This window comes from Caballeronia eucalypticola, from assembly GCF_047608185.1.
GTDB lineage: Bacteria > Pseudomonadota > Gammaproteobacteria > Burkholderiales > Burkholderiaceae > Caballeronia.
On the sequence record NZ_JBLKRU010000035.1, the window covers coordinates 64801 to 89273 of the forward strand.

General features: G+C 60.0%; 24 protein-coding genes. 12 read left to right on the forward strand and 12 right to left on the reverse strand.

All coding sequences use genetic code 11. The annotated features are described in order from the left end of the window. The first annotated feature begins 83 nt into the window (after positions 1-83). On the forward strand, positions 84-722 hold the full coding sequence (locus ACMX25_RS29960) for a TenA family transcriptional regulator (RefSeq protein ID WP_414953463.1): 639 nt from the start codon (positions 84-86) through the stop codon (positions 720-722). Positions 723-741: 19 nt separating this feature from the next. Here the strand turns inward: ACMX25_RS29960 and ACMX25_RS29965 are convergent, their stop codons facing one another. Continuing rightward, complete coding sequence (locus ACMX25_RS29965; RefSeq protein ID WP_414953462.1) at positions 742-2325, reverse strand: aldehyde dehydrogenase (NADP(+)); 1584 nt, start codon at positions 2323-2325, stop codon at positions 742-744. A gap of 57 nt (positions 2326-2382) precedes the next feature. After that, the gene (locus tag ACMX25_RS29970; protein WP_414953461.1) at positions 2383-3315 is read right to left on the reverse strand and encodes a dihydrodipicolinate synthase family protein; all 933 of its coding nucleotides are present in this window, start codon (positions 3313-3315) and stop codon (positions 2383-2385) included. 120 nt (positions 3316-3435) lie between these two features. Here ACMX25_RS29970 and ACMX25_RS29975 point away from each other — a divergent pair, with 120 nt between their 5' ends. The 8 genes from ACMX25_RS29975 to ACMX25_RS30010 all read left to right on the forward strand — a co-directional run bounded on the left by ACMX25_RS29975 (position 3436) and on the right by ACMX25_RS30010 (position 8866). After that, a complete protein-coding gene (locus ACMX25_RS29975; RefSeq protein WP_414953460.1) occupies positions 3436-4395 on the forward strand; it encodes a LysR family transcriptional regulator in 960 nt (319 codons plus the stop codon). Positions 4396-4570: 175 nt separating this feature from the next. Then, entirely contained in the window at positions 4571-5803 is a 1233-nt protein-coding gene (locus tag ACMX25_RS29980; protein WP_414953459.1) for a sensor histidine kinase, read from the forward strand. Positions 5804-5859: 56 nt separating this feature from the next. Then, positions 5860-6156, forward strand: a complete 297-nt coding sequence (locus ACMX25_RS29985; RefSeq protein WP_414953458.1) for a type II toxin-antitoxin system RelE/ParE family toxin — start codon at positions 5860-5862, stop codon at positions 6154-6156. A gap of 10 nt (positions 6157-6166) precedes the next feature. Continuing rightward, the gene (locus ACMX25_RS29990) at positions 6167-6457 is read left to right on the forward strand and encodes a HigA family addiction module antitoxin (RefSeq protein WP_414953457.1); all 291 of its coding nucleotides are present in this window, start codon (positions 6167-6169) and stop codon (positions 6455-6457) included. A 65-nt stretch (positions 6458-6522) separates the two neighbouring features. Next, a complete protein-coding gene (locus ACMX25_RS29995; RefSeq protein ID WP_414953456.1) occupies positions 6523-6687 on the forward strand; it encodes a hypothetical protein in 165 nt (54 codons plus the stop codon). Positions 6688-6818: 131 nt separating this feature from the next. Continuing rightward, entirely contained in the window at positions 6819-7550 is a 732-nt protein-coding gene (locus tag ACMX25_RS30000) for a haloacid dehalogenase type II (protein WP_414953455.1), read from the forward strand. Between the two features lie 52 nt (positions 7551-7602). Then, positions 7603-8328 carry a haloacid dehalogenase type II gene (locus tag ACMX25_RS30005; RefSeq protein WP_414953454.1) on the forward strand — a complete coding sequence of 242 codons (726 nt, stop codon included), beginning with the start codon at positions 7603-7605 and terminating at the stop codon, positions 8326-8328. A 43-nt stretch (positions 8329-8371) separates the two neighbouring features. After that, positions 8372-8866, forward strand: coding sequence for an Lrp/AsnC family transcriptional regulator (locus ACMX25_RS30010; RefSeq protein ID WP_414953453.1), 495 nt, complete (start codon positions 8372-8374; stop codon positions 8864-8866). Between the two features lie 18 nt (positions 8867-8884). Here the strand turns inward: ACMX25_RS30010 and ACMX25_RS30015 are convergent, their stop codons facing one another. From ACMX25_RS30015 to ahpC, 9 genes are all read right to left on the reverse strand, one after another. Continuing rightward, the gene (locus ACMX25_RS30015; protein ID WP_414953452.1) at positions 8885-10003 is read right to left on the reverse strand and encodes an LLM class flavin-dependent oxidoreductase; all 1119 of its coding nucleotides are present in this window, start codon (positions 10001-10003) and stop codon (positions 8885-8887) included. Further along, on the reverse strand, positions 10000-11232 hold the full coding sequence (locus ACMX25_RS30020; RefSeq protein WP_414953451.1) for an acyl-CoA dehydrogenase family protein: 1233 nt from the start codon (positions 11230-11232) through the stop codon (positions 10000-10002). Before ACMX25_RS30020 ends, ACMX25_RS30015 begins: the two co-directional genes overlap by 4 nt. Positions 11233-11256: 24 nt before the next feature. Then, the gene (locus ACMX25_RS30025; RefSeq protein ID WP_414953450.1) at positions 11257-12192 is read right to left on the reverse strand and encodes an ABC transporter substrate-binding protein; all 936 of its coding nucleotides are present in this window, start codon (positions 12190-12192) and stop codon (positions 11257-11259) included. A 140-nt stretch (positions 12193-12332) separates the two neighbouring features. Further along, entirely contained in the window at positions 12333-13922 is a 1590-nt protein-coding gene (locus ACMX25_RS30030; protein ID WP_414953449.1) for a rhodanese homology domain-containing protein, read from the reverse strand. Beyond that, entirely contained in the window at positions 13919-14515 is a 597-nt protein-coding gene (locus tag ACMX25_RS30035; RefSeq protein ID WP_414953448.1) for a cysteine dioxygenase family protein, read from the reverse strand. The genes ACMX25_RS30030 and ACMX25_RS30035 overlap by 4 nt, the downstream gene beginning before the upstream one ends. Positions 14516-14529: 14 nt before the next feature. After that, positions 14530-15609, reverse strand: a complete 1080-nt coding sequence (locus ACMX25_RS30040; RefSeq protein WP_414953447.1) for an LLM class flavin-dependent oxidoreductase — start codon at positions 15607-15609, stop codon at positions 14530-14532. Positions 15610-15788: 179 nt separating this feature from the next. Then, positions 15789-16262, reverse strand: coding sequence for a hypothetical protein (locus tag ACMX25_RS30045; RefSeq protein WP_414953446.1), 474 nt, complete (start codon positions 16260-16262; stop codon positions 15789-15791). A gap of 276 nt (positions 16263-16538) precedes the next feature. Then, positions 16539-18134 carry an alkyl hydroperoxide reductase subunit F gene (gene ahpF, locus ACMX25_RS30050; protein ID WP_414953445.1) on the reverse strand — a complete coding sequence of 532 codons (1596 nt, stop codon included), beginning with the start codon at positions 18132-18134 and terminating at the stop codon, positions 16539-16541. Between the two features lie 133 nt (positions 18135-18267). Then, positions 18268-18831: an alkyl hydroperoxide reductase subunit C gene (ahpC, locus tag ACMX25_RS30055; RefSeq protein ID WP_414953444.1), complete on the reverse strand. Its 564-nt coding sequence runs from the start codon at positions 18829-18831 to the stop codon at positions 18268-18270. 265 nt (positions 18832-19096) lie between these two features. On the opposite strand from ahpC, the gene ACMX25_RS30060 reads away from it, so the two are divergent. After that, positions 19097-19792, forward strand: a complete 696-nt coding sequence (locus tag ACMX25_RS30060; protein ID WP_414953443.1) for an NADPH-dependent F420 reductase — start codon at positions 19097-19099, stop codon at positions 19790-19792. A gap of 54 nt (positions 19793-19846) precedes the next feature. Here ACMX25_RS30060 and ACMX25_RS30065 read toward each other — a convergent pair whose 3' ends face one another. Then, complete coding sequence (locus tag ACMX25_RS30065; RefSeq protein WP_414953442.1) at positions 19847-21514, reverse strand: ABC transporter substrate-binding protein; 1668 nt, start codon at positions 21512-21514, stop codon at positions 19847-19849. 333 nt (positions 21515-21847) lie between these two features. On the opposite strand from ACMX25_RS30065, the gene ribA reads away from it, so the two are divergent. Beyond that, on the forward strand, positions 21848-22498 hold the full coding sequence (gene ribA, locus ACMX25_RS30070) for a GTP cyclohydrolase II (RefSeq protein ID WP_414953441.1): 651 nt from the start codon (positions 21848-21850) through the stop codon (positions 22496-22498). A 220-nt stretch (positions 22499-22718) separates the two neighbouring features. Next, the gene (locus ACMX25_RS30075; protein WP_414953522.1) at positions 22719-23993 is read left to right on the forward strand and encodes a tyrosine-type recombinase/integrase; all 1275 of its coding nucleotides are present in this window, start codon (positions 22719-22721) and stop codon (positions 23991-23993) included. Positions 23994-24473 lie beyond the last annotated feature (480 nt).

Genomic DNA, 24473 nt, shown 5'->3' on the forward strand with positions numbered 1-24473 from the left:
GAGAGGGCGACCTCAAGAACACAGCAAGCTACCCACTTTGGTTGCAGGAAGTTTTGTTGGAAACCGGCGCGGCGAAAAACCGTGTGACGTCTCATCCGCTGTTTCGGTCCTTGCGCGACGCCGAGCTTGGCCCGCGTGAAATGCGTGCGTTCCTGATCAACGGCTGGCCGGTGATCAATCAGTTTCCGCAGTACATGGGCATGAACCTGCAGAAGATCGGACCCGAAGAAACGCCGGGCTTGCGTATGGCGCGGCGGTATCTCACGCGTAATATCCGCGTCGAGCAGAACCACGCCGATTACTGGGTCGACTGGGCCGCGGCCCACGAGGTAACGCGCGAGGACCTGCAAGCCGGCGAAGCGCCCGCGCTTGCGTTCGCACTGAGTCACTGGTGCTGGAAAAGCAGCAATGCGGACCCGCTGCATGCGTCGATCGCGGCGACTAATTTTGCCGTTGAAGGGGTGACCGGAGAATGGTCGACGCTGCTCTGCAGCCGCGACACCCTCGCGCACAGCTACCCTGAACCGATCCGCAAGAAGACCATACGCTGGCTCAGGATGCACACCCATTACGACGACGCGCATCCGTGGGAAGCGCTCGATATTGTCGCCACCATGATGGGCCTCACGCCGCGCATGGCCGACATCCGCGAAGTCAAACGCAGCATCCAGCGCAGTTACGAGTACTTCGAGGTCAGCTTGAACTGCTGCCTCGAAGTGTGATGCCCGCCGCTTTAGGTCCTTACTTCCCTAACTGCAGCTTGCCGTCGAGCCGCCGGTTCAGACCGAGCGGATTGGCGGTCTTCAATGCGTCCGGCAACAAGCCGTCGGGCATGTCCTGGTAGCTGACGGGACGCAGGAAGCGGTCGATGGCGAGACTGCCCACGGACGTTGATCGGCCGTCGGCGGTGGAGGGAAAGGGGCCGCCATGGACCATGGCATGTCCAACTTCGACGCCCGTACCGAACCCGTTGACAAGAATCCGTCCGGTGCGCCGTTCGAGCGCTGGCAGGAAACGGCGTGCATCGTCGAAATCCGCTTCGTCGATATGCAATGCCGCCGTCAACTGGCCTTCCAATTGTTCGACGAGCTCAAGCACGGTGGCCAGGTCCGGGCATCGGACGATCAGTGAAGCCGCGCCAAAGATCTCCTCATGCAATTCCGGGTTAGCGCGGAACGCTGCAGCGGTGGTCGAGAACAACGCCGCTTGCCCTTGCGTCGCGCCTTTCGCTGCACAACCTCGCGCGAGTGTCTGGACCTCGCCGTGTTCCGCTGTCTTGTTCACCGCCGATTCGTAAGCCTTGTGAATACCCGGCGTCAGCATCGTGGCGGCCGGCGTCTCGCTCAACGCAGCACCGGTTGCTTCGATGAACGCATCGAGCTCGGGGCCATCAATTGCCAGCACCAGGCCAGGGTTCGTACAGAACTGGCCGGCACCCAGCGCAAGCGAGCCGGCGAAGGCCTTGCCGATCGCCGCGCCGCGGTTTTTCAACGCGTGCGGGAACAACAAAACCGGGTTGATGCTGCTCATCTCGGCGTAGACCGGAATCGGTTCGCGACGCGCCGCTGCCAGCTTCATCAGCGCCGTGCCGCCGCCGCGCGAGCCGGTAAAGCCGACTGCCTTGATGCGTCGATCCGAGACGAGACCCTGGCCGATGTCGCGGCCGCTATCGAAGAGCAGGGAGAATGTGCCTTCCGGCAGACCGCAGTCCGCGACCGCTTTTTGCACGGCGCGTCCGACCAGCGCCGACGTCCCCGGATGCGCCGAATGCGCCTTCGCGATCACGGGACAACCGGCGGCCAGCGCGGAGGCAGTGTCGCCACCGGCAACCGAGAACGCCAGCGGGAAGTTGCTCGCGCCGAACACGGCGACGGGGCCGAGGGGCACATAACGCAGGCGCAAATCGACGCGCGGCAGCGGCTTGCGCTCCGGTTGCGCCGGGTCGATACGCACGCCAAGGAAATCGCCTTCGCGCACGACCGCCGCGAACATGCGCAACTGGCCGACGGTCCGGCCGCGTTCGCCCTCGATGCGTCCGCGCGGCAGGCCGCTTTCGGCTACGCAGCGGTCGATCAGCACATCGCCGATATCGAGGATGTTCTGCGCGATCGTTTCCAGGAACCTGGCGCGGGTTTCAAGCGGCAGTTCGCGGTAGATATCCGATGCTTGCCACGCTAGCGCGCAGGCTTGCTCGAGTTGATCGAGCGACGCGCCGCCGAAGGCGGGCGCGAGCGGCTCGCCCGTCGCGGCATCGATACCCTTGATTGAGCCGTTCGTACCGTGGACGGATTGTTTGCCGATCAGCAGATCGCTGGAAATTTCCATGATGTTTCGAATCCTGTGGGTGTAATTGAGCGTGCGGATTGCGTTACTTGGCGCGTGCTATTTGCCCCAGCTCAGCACGAGCGGATCGAGGCGGCGCGCGACTTTCAGCAAGCCGGCGCGAGTCGATGGATGCATCGCGGCAAACGGGTGACGCGTGGTGTCGGAGCGGATCACGCCGCCCTCCATCATCAGCGCCTTGCAGGCGGCGAGACCGCATTGGCGGTTTTCGTAGTTGATCAGCGGCAGCCATTGCTCATACAGCTTGGCGGCGCCTTCCGTATCGCCCGATGTGTAGGCGTCGACGACCTTGCGAATCCCGTCCGGATAACCGCCGCCGGTCATCGCGCCGGTCGCGCCTGCATCGAAATCCGGAATCAGCGTGATGGCTTCCTCGCCATCCCACGGGCCGATGATCGCGTCGCCGCCCAGCTCGATCAGTTCGCGCAGCTTCGACGCCGCTTGCGCCGTTTCGATCTTGAAGTACGACACGTTCGCGATTTCCTTCGCGAGCTTCGCCAGGAACGGCGCGGAGAGGGGCGTGCCGGCGACCGGCGCGTCCTGGATCATGATCGGGATGTCGATGGCGTCGGACACGCGGTTGAAGAACTCGTAAATCCCGCGTTCGCCCACACGGATGGTCGCGCCGTGGTACGGCGGCATGACCATGACCATCGCGGCGCCGGCGTCCTGCGCGGCGCGGCTGCGGGCCGCGCAGACATCGCTGCTGAAATGCGTGGTGGTCACGATCACCGGCACGCGGCCGGCCACGTGCTCCAGCACAGCTTTCTGTACGGCGGCGCGTTCGTCGTCGGTGAGCGCGAATTGTTCGGAAAAGTTGGCGAGGATGCACAGGCCGTGCGATCCGGCGTCGATCATGAAATCGATCGCGCGTCGCTGGCCATCGAGGTCGAGGCGGCCGGTGGCGTCGAAGACGGTCGGGGCGACCGGGAACACGCCGCGATAGATTGCGCGGTTAGACGGATTGGGCATCAGGAGTCTCCATTATCTATTTGAGACAACTATAGGGGCTGGTTCGAGGCGCTGTATAGTGAAACCTTTCCATCTAGTGATCGCTTTTGCGACTCACCCTTAAGGTTCGTAGAACGCGCGATGAAATCCACGCTGGATGTATTGATGGGCCGCTTGCGCATGAAACAGTTGCAGTTGCTGATTGCGCTGGACGACCACAAGTCGCTGCACAAAGCCTCGAGCGCGATGTCGATGACGCAATCGGCCGCGAGCAAGGCGCTCGCCGAGCTGGAATCCATGCTGGAAGCGCCGCTGTTCGAACGCGCGAAGAAAGGGCTGGTGCCCAACCAGTTCGGTTTTTGCGTGATCCGCTACGCGCGGCTGCTGGCGGCCGACCTGACCTCGCTATGCCAGGAAGTCGCCGATATCCGCTCGGGCACGGGCGGCCGTCTGGCGGTGGGCGCGATCATGGGGGCGGTGCCGGATCTGGTGGTCCCAATCCTGAACGAGTTGCAGGTGAGCAACCCGGGTTTATCGAAAGAAATAGTCGAGGACACCAGCGCGCGGATGCTGGCGCTGCTCGACGAAGGGCGGCTGGACTTGGTGGTCGGCCGCTCGATCGTCAGCGATGAACCCTCGCGCTACATGTATCAGCCGATAGGCGATGAACCCTTGTCCGTGGTGGTGGGCTACGACCATCCGCCGTTTGCAGCCAATGAGCTGACCTTTGCCGATCTGGGCGGGCATCGCTGGGTCACGTATCCGAGCGCCATGCCCATGCAGGCGCTGTTGCAGCGCGAGATGGACCTGGCGGGCGCGCAGGTGCCTTTAAGCGCGATCTCGACGGCGTCGACCTTCGTGACAGTCGCGTTGCTGCAATGTAGCGCCGACCTGGTTTCGGTGCTGCCGGCGGGCGTTGCCCGGCTGTTTTGCAAGCATCGCATGCTGCGGACGCTGCCGATCGGCTTCAAGTCGAAATCGCAGACATTCGGGATCGTGACGCGCAAGGTCGGCGTGCTGTCGCCGTCGGCGCGTCAGTTTGTCCAGCGCTTGATGGACGCAAGCGCGTCGATGTCGCTCGCGACGGCAAGCCGGGAGTGACTGCTGCCGGGCACGCGCAAAGCAATCCGCTTCCCTCGGTTACGTCGTCTTATACTTTACTCACTCGCATCCAGTATCCGGACCGAGCGTTCCGGCGGGCGCCATCCATCCCGCCGGCATCAGCACGACCCAGGCGCCGACCCGGCGCTCACCATCAAGCTTACGGATCTCGGGCATGAGCCATATCACCATCGGCGCCTTGAACGGCCTCGCGACCGCTTTGCGCGGCCGACAGGCGGAACTCACCGAACGCTGGATGCAGCTCGTCTTCGGCGACGCAGAGGTAGAGCATTCCGACGATCTCACCTATCGGCAGCTTGCCGATCACGTCCCGCGCATTTTCGATGAAATCTGCCTCGTGCTCGAATCGCAGGACATGGATACGCAGGAACATGCGATCGAACATGACGCGCGCGAACACGGGAAATGGCGCTGGCAGCAGGGTTATCGCATTGACGAACTGGTTCGCGAACTGGACTTGTTTCGTCAGGTGCTGCTCGCGGCCATTGGCGAGTACGCGGAGCACGACCACTCATTCGATCGCAAGCGCGAGGAACGCGCCCGTCTGATCACCGACCAGACGCTCAGTTTCGTCACGCTCACGTCCGTTCGCGAGGCGGTGGGCGAGCGCGACCGGAAACTCGACGAATACACCGGCATGCTGGAGCGCGCGAATCACGAACTGACCCTGCGGCAGAAGTTGATCAGCGACCTTTACGAAACCCGCATGCAGGTCGCCCGCCGCGTGGCGCATGACCTGCGCAATTTCCTGAATGTGTTTGCCACTGCGCTGCAACTGATCGGGCGCTCGCAGGCGAAAAACGAAAGGGCGATTGCGCTCGCCAAACGGCAAGTCACCGACATGGCCACGCTCGTCGATGAAATGGGCGAATACTCGAAAGTGCTGGGCGATGATTCCATCCTCACGGTCGAGCGTTTCGACCTGAACGAATTCTTCGATGAACTCATGCAACTCTGCCACGGGTCCGCCAATGCGAAGGGGCTGACGCTCAAGGGGCGAGTTGATCCGGCATTGAGCACGATCGCGTCCAACCGGCTGAAGATGAAGCAGATCGCGCTGAACCTGCTGTCCAACGCGATCAAATACACGACTACGGGTGAGGTGGAACTGGCGATCGTCGTGTCGGACGCGAAGCACTGGACGCTGCGCGTGTCGGACACCGGTGCGGGGATCAGCGAAGAGGATCGCGAACGCGTGTTCGAGGAATTCGAACGCGCGGCGTCCGACGAGATTCCCGGCACCGGGTTGGGGCTGGCGATCGTGAAGGAACTGGCGCTCGAACTGCAGGGCGTGATCCGCTTTGAATCGTACAAAGGCCGCGGCAGTGTGTTCGAAGTGCGTTTTCCGCTGGTGCTTGAAATTGGTGGCGGGGCGGCGGTGGTTTGAATCGCGCACAATCGGTCGTTCTTCTATTTCGTATAGCGTTCGTGTACACTATACGAATGATCAAGAGCTTTCGACACAAAGGGCTGGAGCGGTTTTTTATGACCGGATCAAAAGCCGGGAGTGCCGCCGCCCATGCGGAGAAACTGCAGATTCGCCTGACGGCGCTGCATGCTGCTACGGGTCCCGAGGATATGAACGCAGCGGCGTGGAAACTCCACGCGCTCGCCGGCCGGAACTCGAAGAAGCAGGATGTCGAAGGCCACTGGTCAATATGGATAACCGGCAATTGGCGTCTGACGTTTTTTTTCGAAGGAACAGACGCTGTTCTGGTTGATTACCAGGATTATCACTAAGGAGCCCACGATGACATCAATGCATGACCCGGCGCACCCCGGACTGGTGTTGCGCGACTACCTGGGCGAACTCAGTATCACGACTGTTGCCGAGCGGCTGGGCGTAACGCGTGCCGCACTTTCTCGCATACTCAACGGTCACGCCGGCATTTCAGCTGAGATGGCTATATTGCTCGGTGCGGCGCTCGGAACGTCGGCCGAAATGTGGGCCATCATGCAGGCGCGCTACGATCTGTGGCAGGCGCAACGAAAACCGCATCGGAAGATCAAGCCGTTCCCCGAACTGGCACGAGCGGCCTGACGCGCGAATTGCCGCATCACCTGAACCGCCCTCGAGGCGGTTTTTTTTCGACCGGGCGCCATAACATGCGCGGTGTCGGCGATAAAGCCTTCGTGCAGGATCCGCAAAAGGCGGCAGACTGGCTGGCGGCCCGCAGCGTGCTGCCGCAGAAAATTAACGTGTCGGATTATTGCGAAGGTTTGATGCGGCATCTGTCCTCACGTTTCGTTCCGCCGATGCTGGAAACCTGACAGCAGAATCTGCTGTCGGCCCGCTTTCACAAGAAAGCAGATGCTGCAGCCGATCCCGACATCAGTAACGGCTGCTGTCGTGAGTCAATACACTGTGGCCTCAACCTGTGAACAACTGAGGGCAAAGTGTTATGAAACTCACCGACTTCAATACGCTGACGTTTGACTGCTACGGGACCTTGATCGATTGGGAGACCGGGATTTTCCAGGGGCTGCGTCCTCTGCTTGATCGCGTCAAGCAGCCGCTGACGCGCGATCAGGTCCTTGAGGCCCATGCGCGGCACGAATCCTCGCAGCAGAAATACACGCCTGCCAAGCGGTATCAGGAACTGCTGACTATCGTCTACAAACGACTGGCCGAGGAATGGCAAGTGCCGGTTACGCTGGACGACTGCGTAGCGTATGGAAAGTCAGTTCAGAACTGGCCGGCTTTCGACGATTCGGCAGAAGCCTTGCGATACCTCAAGCAGCATTTCAAGCTCGTCATCCTGTCGAACGTCGATAACGAAAGCTTCACTCACAGCAATGCGAAATTGCAGGTCGAGTTTGACGCAATCATCACCGCCGAAGACGTGGGTTCGTACAAACCGTTGTCGCGTAATTTCGACTACATGCTGGAGAAGCTGGGTGATCGTGGAATCAAAAAGGAAAATATCCTGCATACCGCCGAGAGCCTGTTTCACGATCACAAGCCGGCCAACGAGTTTGGCCTGGCATCGTGCTGGATTTATCGCCGGCACGACAAGGAAGGCTTCGGTGCGACAATGAATCCGGGTCAGCAGCCTAAGGTGGACTTCCGCTTCAACAGCATGGCGGCGCTCGTGAAAGCGCACCAGGAAGCCTTGCTGCAAAGTAATGCTTGATCGTGACTGACGCTCGCCGTAGTACAACGCGTTTTATTTTCTGGAGGTTCAAGTGCGACTCACTGATTTCAGGGCACTCACCTTCGACTGTTACGGCACGCTGATCGACTGGGAACGCGGAATAACTACCGGCGTTGCGTCGCTGGTCAACCGCGTTGACCAGCCGTTGACGCGTGACGACGTGCTCGAGGCGCACGCGCGCCACGAATCATCTCAGCAACGCTATACACCGGAGATGCCGTATCGCGATCTGCTCGCGGTCGTGTTCAAGCGGCTCGCGGAAGAATGGAAAGTACCCTATTCAACGGATGAGGCTGTCGCATACGGCTGCTCAGTCGCTCAGTGGCCCGCTTTCCCCGACTCCGCAAGCACCCTGCAATATCTGAAGAAGTACTTCAAGCTGATCATCCTGTCAAACGTCGACAACGAGAGTTTTGCCGCCAGCAGGTCGATGTTGCAAGTAGACTTCGACGCGGTCATCACAGCGGAAGATGTCGGCTCTTATAAACCGTCACATCGCAATTTCGATTACATGCTTGAACTGCTTCCTTCGCTTGGCGTGCGAAAGGAAGAGACGCTGCACGTTGCGGACAGCACATTCCACGATCATGAACCGGCAGCCGAGCTTGGCATAAAATCCTGCTGGATCTACCGCCGGTTTGAGCAAAGGGGCTTCGGTGCCACAATGCGCACGATCAATGAACCGCCGGTCGAGTTCAAATTTACGAGCATGGCGCAACTGGTGAAGGCGCACCACGAAGAGTTAAGCGGAGGGTGACCGGATAGACCCGCCTGCAAATCACCGGACGCGAGAGCACCACATGACCACTCGACAGAAACTGGATCGGATCGACATCAAGATCCTGGCGGAACTGCAGAAGAACGGCAATATAACGAATGCGAACCTGGCCAACGCGGTCGGGCTATCGCCGAGTCCGTGTCTTCAGCGAGTCAAACGGCTCGAGTCGTCGGGCATCATCTCCGGGTATGGCGCGCACCTTAATCTTGCCAAGCTGACGACTACGGTGACGGTGTTTACCGAGGTGATGCTGCAGGATCATCGGCGCGAGGACTTCATCCGGTTTGAAGCGAATGTCCGGGCGATCGACGAGATCATCGAATGTCATCTCGTCAGCGGAGGTTATGACTATCTGCTGAAGTTTCTCGTCGGCAATATCGGCCACTATCAGGAGGTCGTGGAACGCCTGCTGGATCTCAACCTCGGCATCGAGAAATACTTCAGCTATATCGTCATCAGGTCGCCGTTTGTGAAGCACGTCGCGCCATTGGACAGACTGCTGACGGACGAACAATAAAGTTCGTCACGTCAGCGTTCAGGCCTGCACCGCTTCGCGTTCTTTGTTGCTCGTTTTGCTGTCTTCCTGTGCGACTGCCGCACGCACCAGCGGCAACAGATCGCGCCCATAACCCAGTGCATCTTCCAGAGGATCGAAACCTCGGATCAGGAACGTCGAGATACCCAGGCGGTAATACTCGATCAACGCTTCCGTCACTTGTTCGGGCGTGCCGACCAGCGACGTGGAGTTGCCGGCCGCTTTTGTCAGCGCGGCAATACCGGTCCAAAGACGCTTGTCCACCACGGACCCTTTCGCGGCTTCAGCAAGCAGGCGCTGCGCTCCGACGTTCTTGGGTTCAGCCGGACGGCGAGTAAAGTTAGGATTGCTTTTCACTACCTCGGTCGCGCGTGCAAGGATCGATTCCGCACGCGCCCAGGCCGCATCTTCTGTTGAAGCGATGATTGGACGCAGCGAAAGGCTGAAGCGGATAGCGTTCTCACGCCCATACGGTTTGGCGGCCGCGCGCACTCGTTCGATGGTCTCGGCGACCTGCGCCAGCGATTCGCCCCACAGCGCAAAAACGTCGGCATGCTTGCCCGCGACCTGAATTGCTGCTTCTGATGAACCGCCGAAATACACCGGCAGGTGCGGCTTCTGCAAAGGACGAATGAGCGACCGGTGACCCTTCACCCTATAAAACGTGCCCTCATGATCAAACGGCGTTTCGCTGGTCCATGAGCGCTTCACGACATCGAGATATTCATCGGTGCGTTTGTAGCGGTCGTCGTGTTCGAGGAAGTCGCCGTCGCGTTGCTGTTCGGTATCGTCGCCGCCCGAGATGATATGCACGGCGGTGCGGCCTGCGCTGAAATGATCGAGCGTGGCGAGTTGACGGGCGGCGAGCGTCGGCGCGACAAAGCCCGGGCGATGGGCAAGCAGGATACCCAAGCGCTTCGTCTGTTGCGCGACGAACGACGCAATTTGGAAGCCGTCTGGCGACGCACTTGAATGAGCGATCAGCACGCGGTCGAAGCCACCATATTCATGCGCTTGCGCGACCGCGGCAATGTACGGCGGGTTAACCGCGGGTCCTTGCGGCAAGTGGATTTCGCTTGATTCCTGATGGCTCACATAACCGATGAATTCAACGCTCATAGTGGTGCTCCCTTGATAGATTGTCTGGCCTGAAGCGCGGCGAATCCGGTGCGCCCGAATGCACTGAGCAGCGCGTCGTTTTGCGGCGTGTGAATGCGCGAGCACAGCACGTCGCGATGATGGCGTTCAAGCGGGTTGTTGCGGCTCAGCCCCGGATTGCCGCTGGCCTCGACCGCGAGTTCGACGGCCGTGATGGCGTTCTGCGTCACGAGATATTTGATGGCGGGCGCTTCATGCAGCGGAATGTTGCCGTTCGAGCCGGCATCCAGCAGCACACGGTTATTAAGCAGCAATGCGTCGATACGGCCAAGCGTCTGCTGGAAACTGCCCAGGCTCGACAGCGGCGCACCCAGGTTGGCGGGTTTGCGATCAGAGGCCCACGATGCAAACCAGTCGCGCGCAGACTGGGCGACGGCATCGTAGATCGATGAAAGCAGCACGTTCATCCACAGCGTGGTGAGCGGGTCCATGCCGCTCGCGGCGATCTCGGGAGAGTTGAAATCGACTGCATGAGCAGCGGGAACACGGACGTTCTCGAAGATCACTTCGTGACTGCCGGTTGCACGCATGCCAAGGTGATTCCACGGCTCGCCGAACCGGATTCCCGGTGTGTCCCGATGCACGAGGAACGTCCCCACGCGCGGCGGGTTTTCGTCCGTGCGGCCCCAAACGGCGAACCATGTCAGGCCCGGACTACCGGTCGAATAGATCTTGCTGCCGTTGAGAATCCACGCGTCGCCGTTGTCGGTCAGGCGTCCGATCGTGCCGGGCAAACCGCCGCGAGAGGGCGAGCCCAACTCGGGCTCCACGCGCAGCGAGTTGATGAGTGCGCCGTTTTCCACTGCATCACGGGCGACTTGTTCCTTCAGCGCTTGCGGCCAGTTTGGGTTGGCCTGCAGGCGCAGATGATAGAGACATTGCATCACGAGGATCAGCGCCGTCGACGGCTCGCCACGCGCAACCGCACGCACCACCTTGAGTACTTGCGGGAGCGTAGCTTGGCGCCCGCCAAGTGCTTGCGGCACCGTCAGCGCGAGCAAACCCGCGCTTCGCAAACGCGCGAGGTTGTCGTGGGGAAAGATCGCGTCACGATCCAGCGCGCCGGCGCTCGCAGCAAAATCCTGAGTGAGCGCGGCCAGCCATTGGCCGGCGGCGGGACTGTCGAGATCGGCGAGAGCCTCAAGTGCTATCGGGTCCTGCAACGCTGTGGGCGGATGCCGTACGGTCATCGGAAAGTCCGTTATTGACGAGTGTTAATGCGCGGTGAACTGTGCGTCGAAACTTGGCGTGACGTCGAGAGTCGTCTTGATCACGCCCGCGCGAACGTAGAGATCGGCGGTGCGCTGCTGCTCGGCGATCACCTTGCTGTCGATCGTGATTGGCTTCAACTGCGCCCGTTGATACACCACCTTCAGCACATCGGCGGGCAGGTGCGTGACGCGCGACTGGATAGCCGCGACTTCGTCAGGATGCGACAACGCCCATTGCTGACCGGCCGCTACGCGGCGCAGGAAGTCATCTATTTGCGCGCGTTTGGTCTTGATCGATTCATCGGTAGCCGCCTGAAAGCTCAGGCCCGACGAAAGCCCCACACCATTCGCGATGATGCGATTGTTATCGCGCAATTCACCGAGCGCGACATACGGGTCCCAGGTGGACCACGCATCGACGTCGCCCGACTGGAGCGCTGACTTCGCATCGGCGGGTTGCATGAATGAGAGCGTCACGTCAGAGAGCTTGATGCCCGCGCGTTCGAGCGTCGCGATGGCCAGAAAATGGCCGATGGAACCTCGCGTGGTCGCAATGCGTTTGCCCTTCAGATCGGCTGCACTTTTGATGGGAGAGCCGGCCGGCACGAGAATCGCAAGGTCGACCGGTTGCGAGCGGGTTGCCGCTACCGCGCGCACACGTGCACCGGCGGCGTAAGCGAAGATCAGCGGGGCGTCGCCGAGACCGCCTATATCGATTGCGCCTGCATTCAAGGCTTCGCCGAGCGGTTGCGCGGCCGGGAAGTTGAACCATTCGATCTGGTACGGCACGTCTTTCAACTGGCCCGATGCTTCGAGAATGCCGCGTGTCTGCAACTGCTGGTCGCCGACTTTCAGAACAGGCTCAGCTACCGAAGCGAGCGGATGCAGCGCGGTGAATGAGGCAAGCGCGGCGATCAACAGGAGGCTGCGTCGTTTCATGAATCTTCCATACAGGAAAAGACATTAACGATACGATTCACCGCGGCATTAGACAAACGCGTTGTTCTGCTTTGCTAATCGCTGGAGTTGGAATGACGCGGTTCGGGCCGCGTCAGACCGTTCGCTTGAAAGCTGTTGTTTCAGATCGCGAAGAAACCGTGCGTACCGTCACGTTCGAGTTGTGCGACGAGGCCGTACTCCCACTCAAGGTACGCGTTCATGGCTTCGCGCGGAGCGTCGGTGCCTTCATACGGACGCCGATACCGGTCGATACGCGGCGATGCCAAATGTGTGTCGCCTTGGGCAAGGGGCAGGCCTGCCGCAATCCACGCAGCGGTGCCGCCTTCGAGCAGCAGGACAGGCTTTGATGTCAGCGCCGCCACGTCCGGTCGGGCGAATGCAGCAAGTGCGCTCGATCCGCAGGTGACCACGTATTGCTTTGCGTCCGGCAACGCGGGCAAGTCGAGCGCAAGCCGGGAGCGCACGGTCCACCACGCGCCTGGAATGTGTCCCTTCACATGGCTGGCGCTTGCCGTGAAGTCGAGCACGATGGTCTGACTCGCGGGATCGTCAAGCAGGGCAGCGAGTTCGTTCGCGGTGATCGCAGGTGTGGGTGCAGGCAGCGGTTTTTTAACGCGCCACGGACCTTCTTCAGTCAGGTCGGTGCTCGTTGCATCGTCGACTACATGGACGTCGATGTTCATCTGCGCGAGCCATGATGCGGTCATGTTGGCACGCACGCCGTCGTCGTCGAAGAGAACCACGCGCGCGCCTCGAACTGGCGCGAACATCTCCGTTTCCTGCACGAGCTGGCCGCCCGGCGCCCCTTGAAAATCCGCTGCATGGGCGTGCTCGTATTCGGCTGGCGTGCGGACATCGAAGCGATAGGTCGTGCGGTCAGCATCGTCCGCCCAGCGCTTCGCGTCCGACAACGTCGTGCGCTTCACGCCTGCGCGATCGGCTACGGCCCGCGCCGATTCGCGCGAAGCGGCGTCGGTGCGGCCGTCGTCGGTCGCAAACTGCCGCGCGCTGCCATGCGCGAGCGATTGACCCGCGAGCAGCCAGCCGATCGTGCCGTTGCGCAACGCCGCCACCGGGTTCGGAATGCCCGCATTCACGAGCGACTGCGTGCCGATAATGCTGCGCGTGCGCCCCGCGCAATTCACGATCACGCGTGTCCTGGGATCTGGTGCGAGTGCGCGGGCACGCAACACAAGTTCAGCGCCCGGCACGCTGATGCTGCCGGGGATGTTCATCGTCTGATATTCGTCGTAGCGGCGTGCGTCCAGCACGACTACGTCGTCGCCGCTTTTCAGCAACGCGTCGACTGCTTCCGCCGATAACGCCGGCGTATGCCGCTTCGCTTCCACGAACTCACCGAACGCCTTGCTAGGCACGTTGACGTCGCGGAACACCTCGCCGCCTGCACGTTCCCAGCCTCTCAGGCCACCTTCGAATAACGAAACATTGGAATAGCCGAGTTCTTCGAACTTGCGTGCAGCGCGCTCCGCGAGACCTTCGCCGTCATCGAGCAGAACGATCGGGACGCTCTTACGCGGCAGCTTCGTGAAGGCATCAAGTTCGATCTTGGACAACGACAGGTTCGCGGCAAACAACGGATGGCGTTGCGCGTGCGGATCTTCTTCGCGGACATCGAGGAATGCTATTTCGCGCTTTGAAAGCAGGGCGTCGCGCACGTCGTCGAAGCTGCGCTGGGGGATGGCGCTCATGAGTCGAGTCGTTCCTTCGAAAGGTTCCAGAGGTTGGGGAGCGTGTCGTTTGTATAGCCGGAGATGAAGGGCTTTGGCGGACCGTCAGCGGGATAGACGTGCCGCGAGATGCCGCCGATATTCGCACCGTATACATGGATGCTGATGGACACGCGGTCGTCAAACGCATTGCTCACGCGATGAATATCGCCAACAGTCGGTGACACCGCAGCCACCGCGCCTCGTTCGAGCAACTGGTCTTCGCCCGATATAACCAACGCGCCGTCGTCGTTGCGTACATACGAGCGTGCAACTTCCGCGCCGCGCAATACACCGACGAGGCCCCATACCGTGTGATCGTGGACGGGCGTTTGCTGACCCGGTCCCCACACGAAACTGACGACCGAGAAACGGTGACGGGCATCGGCATAAAGCAGGAATTGCTGGTAGTAATCAGGCGACGGTTGCGAGTAGGCATCGGGCAGCCAGTCGTCTTCGGCTATCAGCTTGCCGAGCGCAACGGCCCCTTGTTCCAGCAGGTGCGCTTCAGGCAAATTTGAATCGACGAGTTGCGCAATCTCGCTTATGAATCCGCGCAGTTTTTCATGGCTCATTGCTGACTGTAGCGTCACGCCGCGTGCGCAATGTGGGATGTCAGTTCACGCGTGGCCGGGATCAGCTCGCGTCCGTAATCGAGCGCGTCTTCCAGCGGATCGAAGCCGCGAATCAGGAACGTGGTTACGCCGAGCGCGTGATATTCGGCCAGCGTTTGTGCCACTTGATCCGGAGTGCCAACGAGTGCCGTTGAGTTCGACCGGCCGCCGATCTCCTTCGCCACGCCGGTCCACAGGCGATCATCGGCCCGCACGCCGTCTCCCGCCGCGGCGAGCAAGCGGCGCGCGCCTTCGCTTTGCTGTGGCGTTGCTACACCGAGACCTTGCACTGCACGCAGGCGCCGCGTTTCAGCAAGAATGTGATCTGCGCGTTCCCATGCGGCCTTTTCTGTTGCCGCAAGAATTGGGCGGAACGATACCGAGAAGCGCACGTTATTGCGGCCATGCCTGGCCGCTTCCGCGCGGACGCGGGTGATTTGTTCGCGCACTTGTTCTTTCGATTCGCCCCACAGCGCATAGACGTCTGCGTGCTTGCCCGCAACCTCGATAGCCGGCGCCGATGCACCGCCGAAATAGATCGGCACATACGGAGCTTGCTTGGGCTTGACTTCGGAGAACGCTTTTTCGAAGCGGTAATAGCGGCCTTCGTGATCGAAGGGTTCGGATTCGGTCCATACGCGCCGCAGGATTTGCAAGTATTCGTCGGTGCGGGCGTAGCGTTCGTCATGCGAGAGAAAGTCGCCGTCGCGGCGTTGCTCGACGTCGCTGCCGCCCGAGATGAAGTGGACCGCAAGGCGCCCGCCGCTGAGCTGATCGAGCGTGGCGAGCTGGCGTGCGGCCAAAGTTGGCGCGACGAATCCTGGGCGATGCGCGAGCATGAAGTGGGTGCGCTGCGTGACGCCGGCCGCATAGGCGACGGTCAGCATGGCGTCGGGGCTGGTCGACTGATAGGGCACGAGAATGCGGTCGAAGCCGGCTTTTTCGTGCGCCTGGGCGAAGTCGCGGAGGTAGTCGATATCGATTGCCGGACCGCGCACCAGATGCGTCTCCGACACTTTTTGCTGCTGGATCATGCCGATGAATTCGACGCTCACGAAAGACGCTCCTCGTTGATTCACACTGTTGGGCAGTGCGTGAAGAGACGCTTCAGAACGCTGCCGATAGCTTAAAAGGCTAACATCGGCTGACGCAGATCTTAAATATCAAAACGAGCTAAACATATGGGCAGGGCGCTTGCCACGATGCGTGGAGGGACCGGGATGCCACGCAGCCATTACGCTCCCTTGGTCTTCCCCGATGACCCCGACTTCACAGCCGGCGACCGTGCCCGCCACCTACTAGTCATCTCTCTCCCGGCGACTTCATCCATTGCCACCGCGATCAACTCGACCCGTTGCTCGCGCGTGAAACTCGCATAGGCCACGCCATCGATCACGCCGTGTTTCTTCAACAGATGAACGGCTGCGGACCGGTTCGCCTTCTCCAGTTCCAGGTCTTCCTGCGCGCTGAGCAATGCCGCTGTCAGACTCGCGACGGCCGCTTTCTCCTGCGCGACGTCGAATTTCATCAGGTCCATTTTGACGTCGATGCCAGGCGCATCCGATGACGTGCCAAGTCGCAATTGCGTCAGTTCGCGCTTCAAATCGCTTTCCCGGCGAAGCGCGCGCTCGAGCTTTTGCGCCATGCCGGGGTCTGATCGCCCGTGGCCGCGAAAGAGCGTGCTGAAGGTGTTTCCGAGAATTCCCATACCGTCATGACCTCGAGATGATGTGTTCATCGGCGTGCATTTGGTGTGAGAACGGAGTCTCACTCCCGGTATCTACGGCAGCGTGCGGCGAATCTTTAGGCTTTTTAGCAACCGCATAATTAACGGTATTTTTTACACGATGAAAGCCTGGGGAGAGACGAAAAAACGCCCGATAATCAATATGATAGATGATTATCGGGCGTTCCGATGCAGCAATCAGACAGGGCTCAAAAAGCTGTCCGTAAGGTAAAACGTGTCGAGTTATTCAGATGTTCTTCAAGCCACCGCTTCTTCGGCTTCAGCCTCGACCGTTTCCGTTTCCGTTTCCGAATTCCGGATCAGGTAATCGAATGCGCTGAGGGATGCCTTGGCGCCTTCGCCGACCGCGATCACGATCTGCTTGAACGGCACGGTGGTGACATCGCCGGCCGCGAACACGCCCGGCACGGACGTCGCGCCGCGCGCATCGACCACGATCTCGCCGTGACGCGACAACTCGACCGTGCCCTTGAGCCATTCCGTATTCGGCACCAGCCCGATCTGAACGAATACACCTTCCAGCTCGATATGTTTCGCTTCGCCCGAACTCAGGTCCTTATACGAGAGACCGTTGACCTTCTTGCCGTCACCGGTGACTTCCGTGGTCTGTGCCTGCGTGACGATAGTCACGTTCTTGAGGCTGCGCAGCTTGCGTTGCAACACGGCGTCGGCACGCAACTCCGTGCCGAATTCGAGCAGCGTCACCGTGCTGACCAGTCCAGCCAGATCGATCGCCGCTTCAACGCCCGAATTCCCGCCGCCGATCACTGCAACACGCTTGCCCTTGAACAGCGGGCCGTCGCAATGCGGGCAATACGCCACGCCGTGATTGCGATATTGCTTCTCGCCCGGCACGTTGATTTCGCGCCACCGGGCACCCGTGGCCAGCACGATCGTCTTCGCTTTCAGCACCGCGCCGTTGGCGAGGCGCACTTCGTGAATCTTGCCCGGCACGAGCGCTTCGGCACGCTGCACGTCCATGATGTCGACGTCATAGCTTTTCACGTGCTGCTCGAGCGCCGTGGCGAATTGCGGTCCTTCGGTCGCTTGGACCGAGACGAAGTTTTCGATGGCGAGCGTATCCAGCACTTGTCCACCAAAGCGCTCAGCCGCCACGCCGGTCGAGATGCCCTTGCGCGCCGAGTAGATAGCTGCCGCCGCACCGGCAGGTCCGCCGCCGACGATCAGCACATCGAATACGCCTTTCTTTTCGAGCGCTTTCGCGGCGCGGGCCCCTGCGTTGCTATCGAGCTTCGCAAGAATTTCCTTCACGCCGGTGCGGCCTTGGCCGAATACTTCGCCGTTCAGGTAGACGGTCGGGACGGCCATGATCTGGCGCTGCTCGACTTCGTCCTGGAACAACGCGCCGTCAATAGTGACCTGGCGAATACGTGGATTGATGAGCGCCATCACGTTCAGCGCCTGCACGACTTCCGGGCAGTTCTGGCACGACAGCGAAATATAGGTTTCAAACTCATAGTCGCCGTCGAGTTCGCGGATCTGTTCGATCACGGCGTCGTCAAGTTTGACCGGATGACCGCCGGTCTGGAGCAGCGCCAGGACCAGCGATGTAAATTCATGGCCCATCGGAATGCCCGCGAAACGGATACCCGTGGGTTTGCCCGGTTCGCCGATGGAAAACGAGGGTTTGCGATGCGTATCGTCGCGCTGCTCGATCACCGCAATGCGGTCCGACAGCGTGGCGATTTCATGCAGCAGCCCGTGCAACTCGATGGATTTCGGCGAGTTGTCGAGCGAAGCGACGATCTCGATCGGCCGGCTGACCTTTTCCAGATACGCTTTCAACTGAGTCTTGAGGTTGGCTTCCAGCATGGCGGTTTCGAGTCCGTTTAAAGATGATTTTTGTGCAAAAGACGTGCTGACAGACATCCGGGCCGCGAACGGCCCGGATGGTACAGCGCATTACAACGAGGATTTAAAGCGGTGAATAAAGCGGTAAAGCAGCTTAGATCTTGCCAACGAGGTCGAGCGACGGCGTCAGCGTTTCAGCGCCCGGCGTCCACTTGGCGGGGCACACTTCGCCCGGGTGTGCAGCGACGTATTGCGCTGCCTGCACCTTGCGCAGCAGCTCGCCAGCGTCACGGCCGATGCCGTTGTCGTGGATTTCGCACAGCTTGATCTCGCCTTCCGGGTTGATCACGAACGTGCCGCGCAGCGCCAGACCTTCTTCTTCGATCAGCACGTCGAACGCGCGGGAGATGACCAGCGTCGGATCGGCAATCATCGGATACTTGATCTTGGCGATCGTGTCAGACGTGTCGTGCCATGCCTTGTGCGTGAAGTGCGTGTCGGTCGACACGCTGTAGATTTCCACGCCCAGCTTCTTGAATTCAGCGTAACGGTCGGCCAGATCGCCGAGTTCCGTCGGGCAAACGAACGTGAAGTCAGCCGGGTAGAACACCAGGACGGACCATTTGCCCTTCAGGCTTTCTTCGGTCACGGTGGTGAAGTCGCCGTTGTGATAAGCGTTGGCTTTGAACGGTTTGACCTGGCTGTTGATGATCGGCATTGCGTGAGTCCTTGTGTTAAGTGGTTAAGGAGAAGTGAATGAAGTATGAAGGGAGGCACCCGATATGGAAAATCGAATGATTTAATGGGGTCGATGTGGTGAGGCTATCAGGGTTAACGTGGAATCAGCGTGGCATATCGGGGCGGCATTTTAGCGTCGCCACGAAGCAGCTGCCAGTCCCATAGCTGCCGCAAGGCCAACGAACACGACGGGCATGGGCGTTGCGCGCATCCCGCTTCAGCTAACCGAATCAACAGGAGGGTGTATGAAAATTGGCATCATTGGCGCGGGTAATATTGGTCGCGTGCTGGCGCTGCGCTGGGTCGAGCGGGGGCATGAGGTCCTGATCGGCAATTCGCGCGGGCCGGATACGCTGGCCGACGTTGCCAGCGAAACCGGCGCGAAGCCAGCGGAACTTGCCGACGTGGTCCGTGGCGCCGCTGTAATCGTCGTCACGATCCCCGAAAAGAAAGTGTTGAATCTGCCGAAGGGCTTGTTCGACGGCGTGCCGGAAACCACGGTCGTGATCGATACCGGGAATTACTATCCGCGTGAGCGCGATGGCCGTATCGACGGAATCGAGTCCGGCATGATGGAAAGCGAATGGGTCGAGCAGCAACTCGGGCGTCCGGTCATCAAGGCTTTCAACAACATCTACGCGGCGCATTTGCGCGATCTCGGCAAGCCCGAAGGCACGCCGGGACGCATCGCATTGCCGGTCTCGGGCGATGCCGCCGATGCGAAAGCCGTCGTGATGCAACTGGTGAACGAGATGGGCTTCGATCCGGTCGATAACGGCAGCATAGGCGACTCCTGGCGTCAGCAGCCGGGCACGCCGGTCTATACGAAGGATTTCGACAGAGAAGGCCTGAAGGCCGGTTTGCAGAAGGCGGAGCGGGCTCGCACGCCGCAATGGAGTGCGACGGACAAGAGCCCTGGCAGCTTTGAAAAACCTGCATGAAGCTGAACGGCGACGGGCCTCTCAAAGCCCGTCGCCTTGACGATGCAGCTCGCGTTAGTCTAGCGAGATCCCGTCGAATCGATGACCGCCCAGCGGACTGATCTCGTAGCCCTTCACGTCTTTCGTCATCAACTGAAACGCGTTTGCATGGGCGATCGGCGTGTACGGGACCTGATCCTTGAACACGACCTGCGCCTGCTCATACAGCTTGGTGCGGGTCGGCTGGTCGGTAATCAGCCGCGCTTTGCCGAGCAGATCATCGAATTGCTTGTTGCACCACTTCGCCACGTTGCTGCCATGCACGGCATCACAGCCGAGCGTCGTGCCGAGCCAGTTGTCCGGATCGCCGTTATCGCCCATCCAGCCGTAAAGGATGGCGTCGTGCTCGCCGCCTTCTTTCGCGCGCTTGTTATATTCGGCCCATTCGTACGTGACAATATTCGCTTTCACGCCAATCTTCGCCCAGTCCGATTGAATCAATTGCGCCATCAGGCGAGCGTTCGGGTTGTAGCCGCGCTGCACGGGCATGGCCCATAGCGTGATCGAAAAGCCGTTTGGAAAACCCGCTTGTTTCAGCAGATCACGCGCTTTCGCGGGATCGTAAGGTGCGTCCTTCAGCGCCTTGTTATACGACCATTGCGATGGCGGCATCGGATTCGACGCCACGGTCGCGGCCCCGTCGTAGACGCTCTTCAGGATCGCCGGTTTATCGACGGCCATGTCCAGCGCACGACGCACCAGCACGTTATCGAGCGGCTTGTGCGTGGTGTTGTAGCCGACATACGCCACGTTGAAACCCACTCCCGAGAGCACCGCGAGTTTCGGATTGCTGCGGGCGGTCTGGATATCGGCGGGGCGCGGGAAGGCTGTCATCTGGCATTCGCCGCTCGCGAGTTTCTGCATGCGCACAGCGGCGTCCGGCGTGATGGCGAACACCAGTTTCGCGATATGCACGTCCTTCTTGTTCCAGAAGTCCGGATGCGCGTCGTATCGGATGATCGCGTCTTTCTGATAGTCACGGAACACGAACGGGCCGGTGCCCACGGGCTTCTGGTTCAGGTCTTCCGTCTTGCCGGCCTTCAGCAACTGGTCGGCATATTGCGCCGACACAATGGAGGCGAATTCCATCGCTATATTGCGCACGAACACCACGTCCGACGTGTGCAGCGTGAAGCGCACGGTGTAGTCGTCGAGTTTTTCAAGCGATGCAATGTTCTTGTCGTAGCCGAGATCGCTGAGATACGGGAAGCTGACCGGATGCGCCTTCTGGAACGCATTGTCCGGATCGATCATGCGTTTGAACGTGAAGACGACGTCGTCCGCATCGAAGTCGCGCGTGGGCGTGAACCAGGGCGTGGTCTGGAACTTGACGCCGTGGCGGAGATGAAACGTGAAGGTCTTGGCATCGGGCGACTCGTCCCATGACGTGGCCAGGCCCGGCACCAGGTTGAGCGACCCGCGCTCGAACTCGACCAGGGTGTCGTAGACTGCGTGCGCGCCGGCGTCGAAGTCGGTGCTGGTGGTGTACTGCGCGGAGTCGAAGCCGGCCGGGCTGCCTTCCGAACAGAACACCAGCGTTTTGCCCGCCGCGTGGGCTGTGCCGGCGAGGGCACCGAGGGCACCAAGCGCCGCGAACGCGCAGACGGCGCTGCAAACAGCGGTGCGGGCCAGCTTGCGGGCAGGGGCGAAGAATGAGTCGGACGGCAGGCTTTTATGTGGCATGTAAGGTCGATGAAGGTTGAGAGGCGGCGCCCGGAGGCGACCAGTCGTGCCTAAGTAACCGCATACTTTACCAACCAGGGAATTTTTGACGAAGCGATACGTTCTTCTTTAGATAGTTCGAAACCAGCCATCGCCATTCAGGGCGAGTTCATGCACCTTTTCGCTCGGCTTTTCACGCAGCCGCCTAGGAACCCTGAACCCGCAGGCTGCAAATATTTCCCGGGCGTTTTAACATGTCGGACCGGGCGCTCCCGCTTTTTTGCGGCTTCTTGCTAAAGTTACCGATTAATGACCGGCACGCGGCCCACGCCCTCCTATGCAGTACAAGAGAACATGAAAAACGTTTCTGATTCACCGGCAGCCACTGCCGAAGCAGCCCACGAAGAATGCGTCGAACTCGTGGCAAAGGCCACGATTCCCACGCGTTATGGCGTGTTTGAGTCGCATGTGTATCGCGTGACGAGCACGGGCGCCGAGCATCTGACGCTCGTCATGGGCGATGTCAGCCACGGCGAATCCGTTCTGTGCCGGTTGCATTCCGAATGTGTCACGGGCGATGTTTTTGGCTCGTATCGCTGTGATTGCGGTGAGCAGCTAGATCTGGCGATGCGTTATATCGCGGCTGAAAATCGTGGAATATTGCTGTATTTGCGGGGTCATGAAGGACGCGGCATCGGGCTGGCGAACAAGATCCGCGCGTATGCGCTGCAAGAGCAGGGGTATGACACTGTCGACGCCAACCTGCATCTCGGCTTGCCCGACGATGCGCGGGAATACGACTCGGCGGCAGCTATCCTGCGCGCGCTCGACGTGCGCTCGGTGCGCTTGATGAGCAACAACCCGTCGAAATTCGACACGCTGCTCAAGCACGACATCCCGGTCTGCGAACGGGTGGCGCTGGCCATTCCCGTGCGTGAGGAAAACGAGCGCTACATCAAGACGAAGCAGGTTCGCTTCGGTCACTACTTCGACGAAAACGAATAGCCGATTTTCGCCATTTGTCCGTAGTCGCTTGACACGTGCCAAGGAAGTCCGCAACCCTTTGAAATTAAATAGAAAAGTGTTTTAGTTCGAGTCTCGGCTGGGACATCGACGCTTTTCTGCATACGTTAAAACTTGCGACATCGGCGTAGGTTTTTTGGCGTTGCAAAGCAAACCTACGCCGGATATTCTTGCCTCAAGAAAAACCTACGCCGAGGAAAGGATGCGCTTCGATGCCCGCGCCGCAGCTACGCTGCCGAGCGGCGATCACATGACCTTCGCGGAGTTTCCTGGGCTGCGCCTGCAAGCTTCAAGCAACCGCAAATCGTGGACGTATCGCTACAAGTCTCCCGTTGACAGCCGCATGCGACAGGTCAAGCTGGGCGAATGGCCGGCAATGTCCTTCGCCGGTGCTATTGCTGCATGGGAGAAGAGCCGTGTCGCGAGGGACTCGGGAGCCGAGCTCTCGGCGCTGCGCCGAAAGAAAAAAAACGACGATGCTTGCCCATCACCACACGAATACACCGTCAGAAAGCTGTGCGGTGACTATCTGCAAGGGTATGTAGAAGTTAACCGGAAGACCAAGGGCGCAGTTGAGGTCGCACGTATGTTCAAGGCGATGCTTGGACCTATCGCGGATATGCATGCGGCTACCGTCACACGCGCCCAGGCTTTCGATTTGCTCGAATCATATCGATCAACGCCTATGCTTGCGGCTCGCCTTCGAATGGAGCTTGGCGGTGCCTGGCATTACGCTCTAGATGCCGGTCGTCTGCCTGAAAACACTGCAAATTGGTGGAAGGAGATTTTAAGAGGGCGGCTGAAGAGCAAAGGGCGTAAGGTCGAGGGGCAATATACCGGGACACAGAAAAGGGTGCTATCGGTAGAGGAACTCGGCACATTGATCCGGTGGTTACCAAATTTCAGTTTGACTGTCGCCGATGCATTGACGCTCTACCTCTGGACGGGCACGAGGGGAGGGGAGATCGTCGCTATGGAGAGCACCGAGATCGCAGATGAGAGCGATGGTCTTTGGTGGACGATTCCCAAGCAAAAGACGAAGAGTCTGCATAATGAGAAAGCAACGGATCTGCGCGTGCCGCTCGTAGGCCGCGCAGAAGTGATTGTGCGGCGACGCCTCGATCAGGCCAAGCGGACGGTTATGTTTCCTTCCTCGCGTGGGGTGACGATGGATCAGACTGTGGTCCAGCACGGCGTCTATTACCATCAGCCGTACTGCAAGATCGAGCCGAACCGTGATCGCCCGCGATTACCCGTGACGCATTGGTCGGCCCACGATCTTCGACGTACAACACGCACGCTACTTGCAGCGCTCGGTTGCCCAAACGAAATTGCCGAGGCAATCCTTGGTCATGTTCAGCCTGGAATCATCGGCGTCTATAACCGCTATACCTACGACAGAGAACGGCGCGAGTGGCTCACGCAGCTATCACATCGCTTGGAAGAGATTGCGGCGATATATCCTGCGAAGAAGTAGCGCGGATGCGATCGATGTGCCCGTGTTCGGCGTGCGGTGTATTTGGATTTCGGCGGATGGACCATGCAGGGGCCCGTGCGCCAGCCATGCGACATAGATCCGCGGCGCCGCATGGATTCGAGATTGGAATTGAACCCTCCGTACCATGCCGTGCCACGGTGGATTTAAATACGCTGCATGTGATTCATCGCCGGTTTCCGATCGCACATTTTCGACGAACGCATATCAACCGTTGTGGCTGGCGATAGCTCGAAAGCGGGGTGAGCAGCGCGGGCCTTTGTTCTGCCCATATGCCGGCTGGAATCGGATTCCCATTGACTGTCAAATGAGGAGGATCGACGCCAAAGTACAGGCGCTAAGGAGAATGGCACTTACTTAAGCCCGTGGCGCGTGCCCATATTGTCGGACGCGCTCGCGTGCGATGTGACGAGGCTCTTTCAGCCATGGGTAAGACTTCGGTCTTCGTTTGCGCATTCGTGG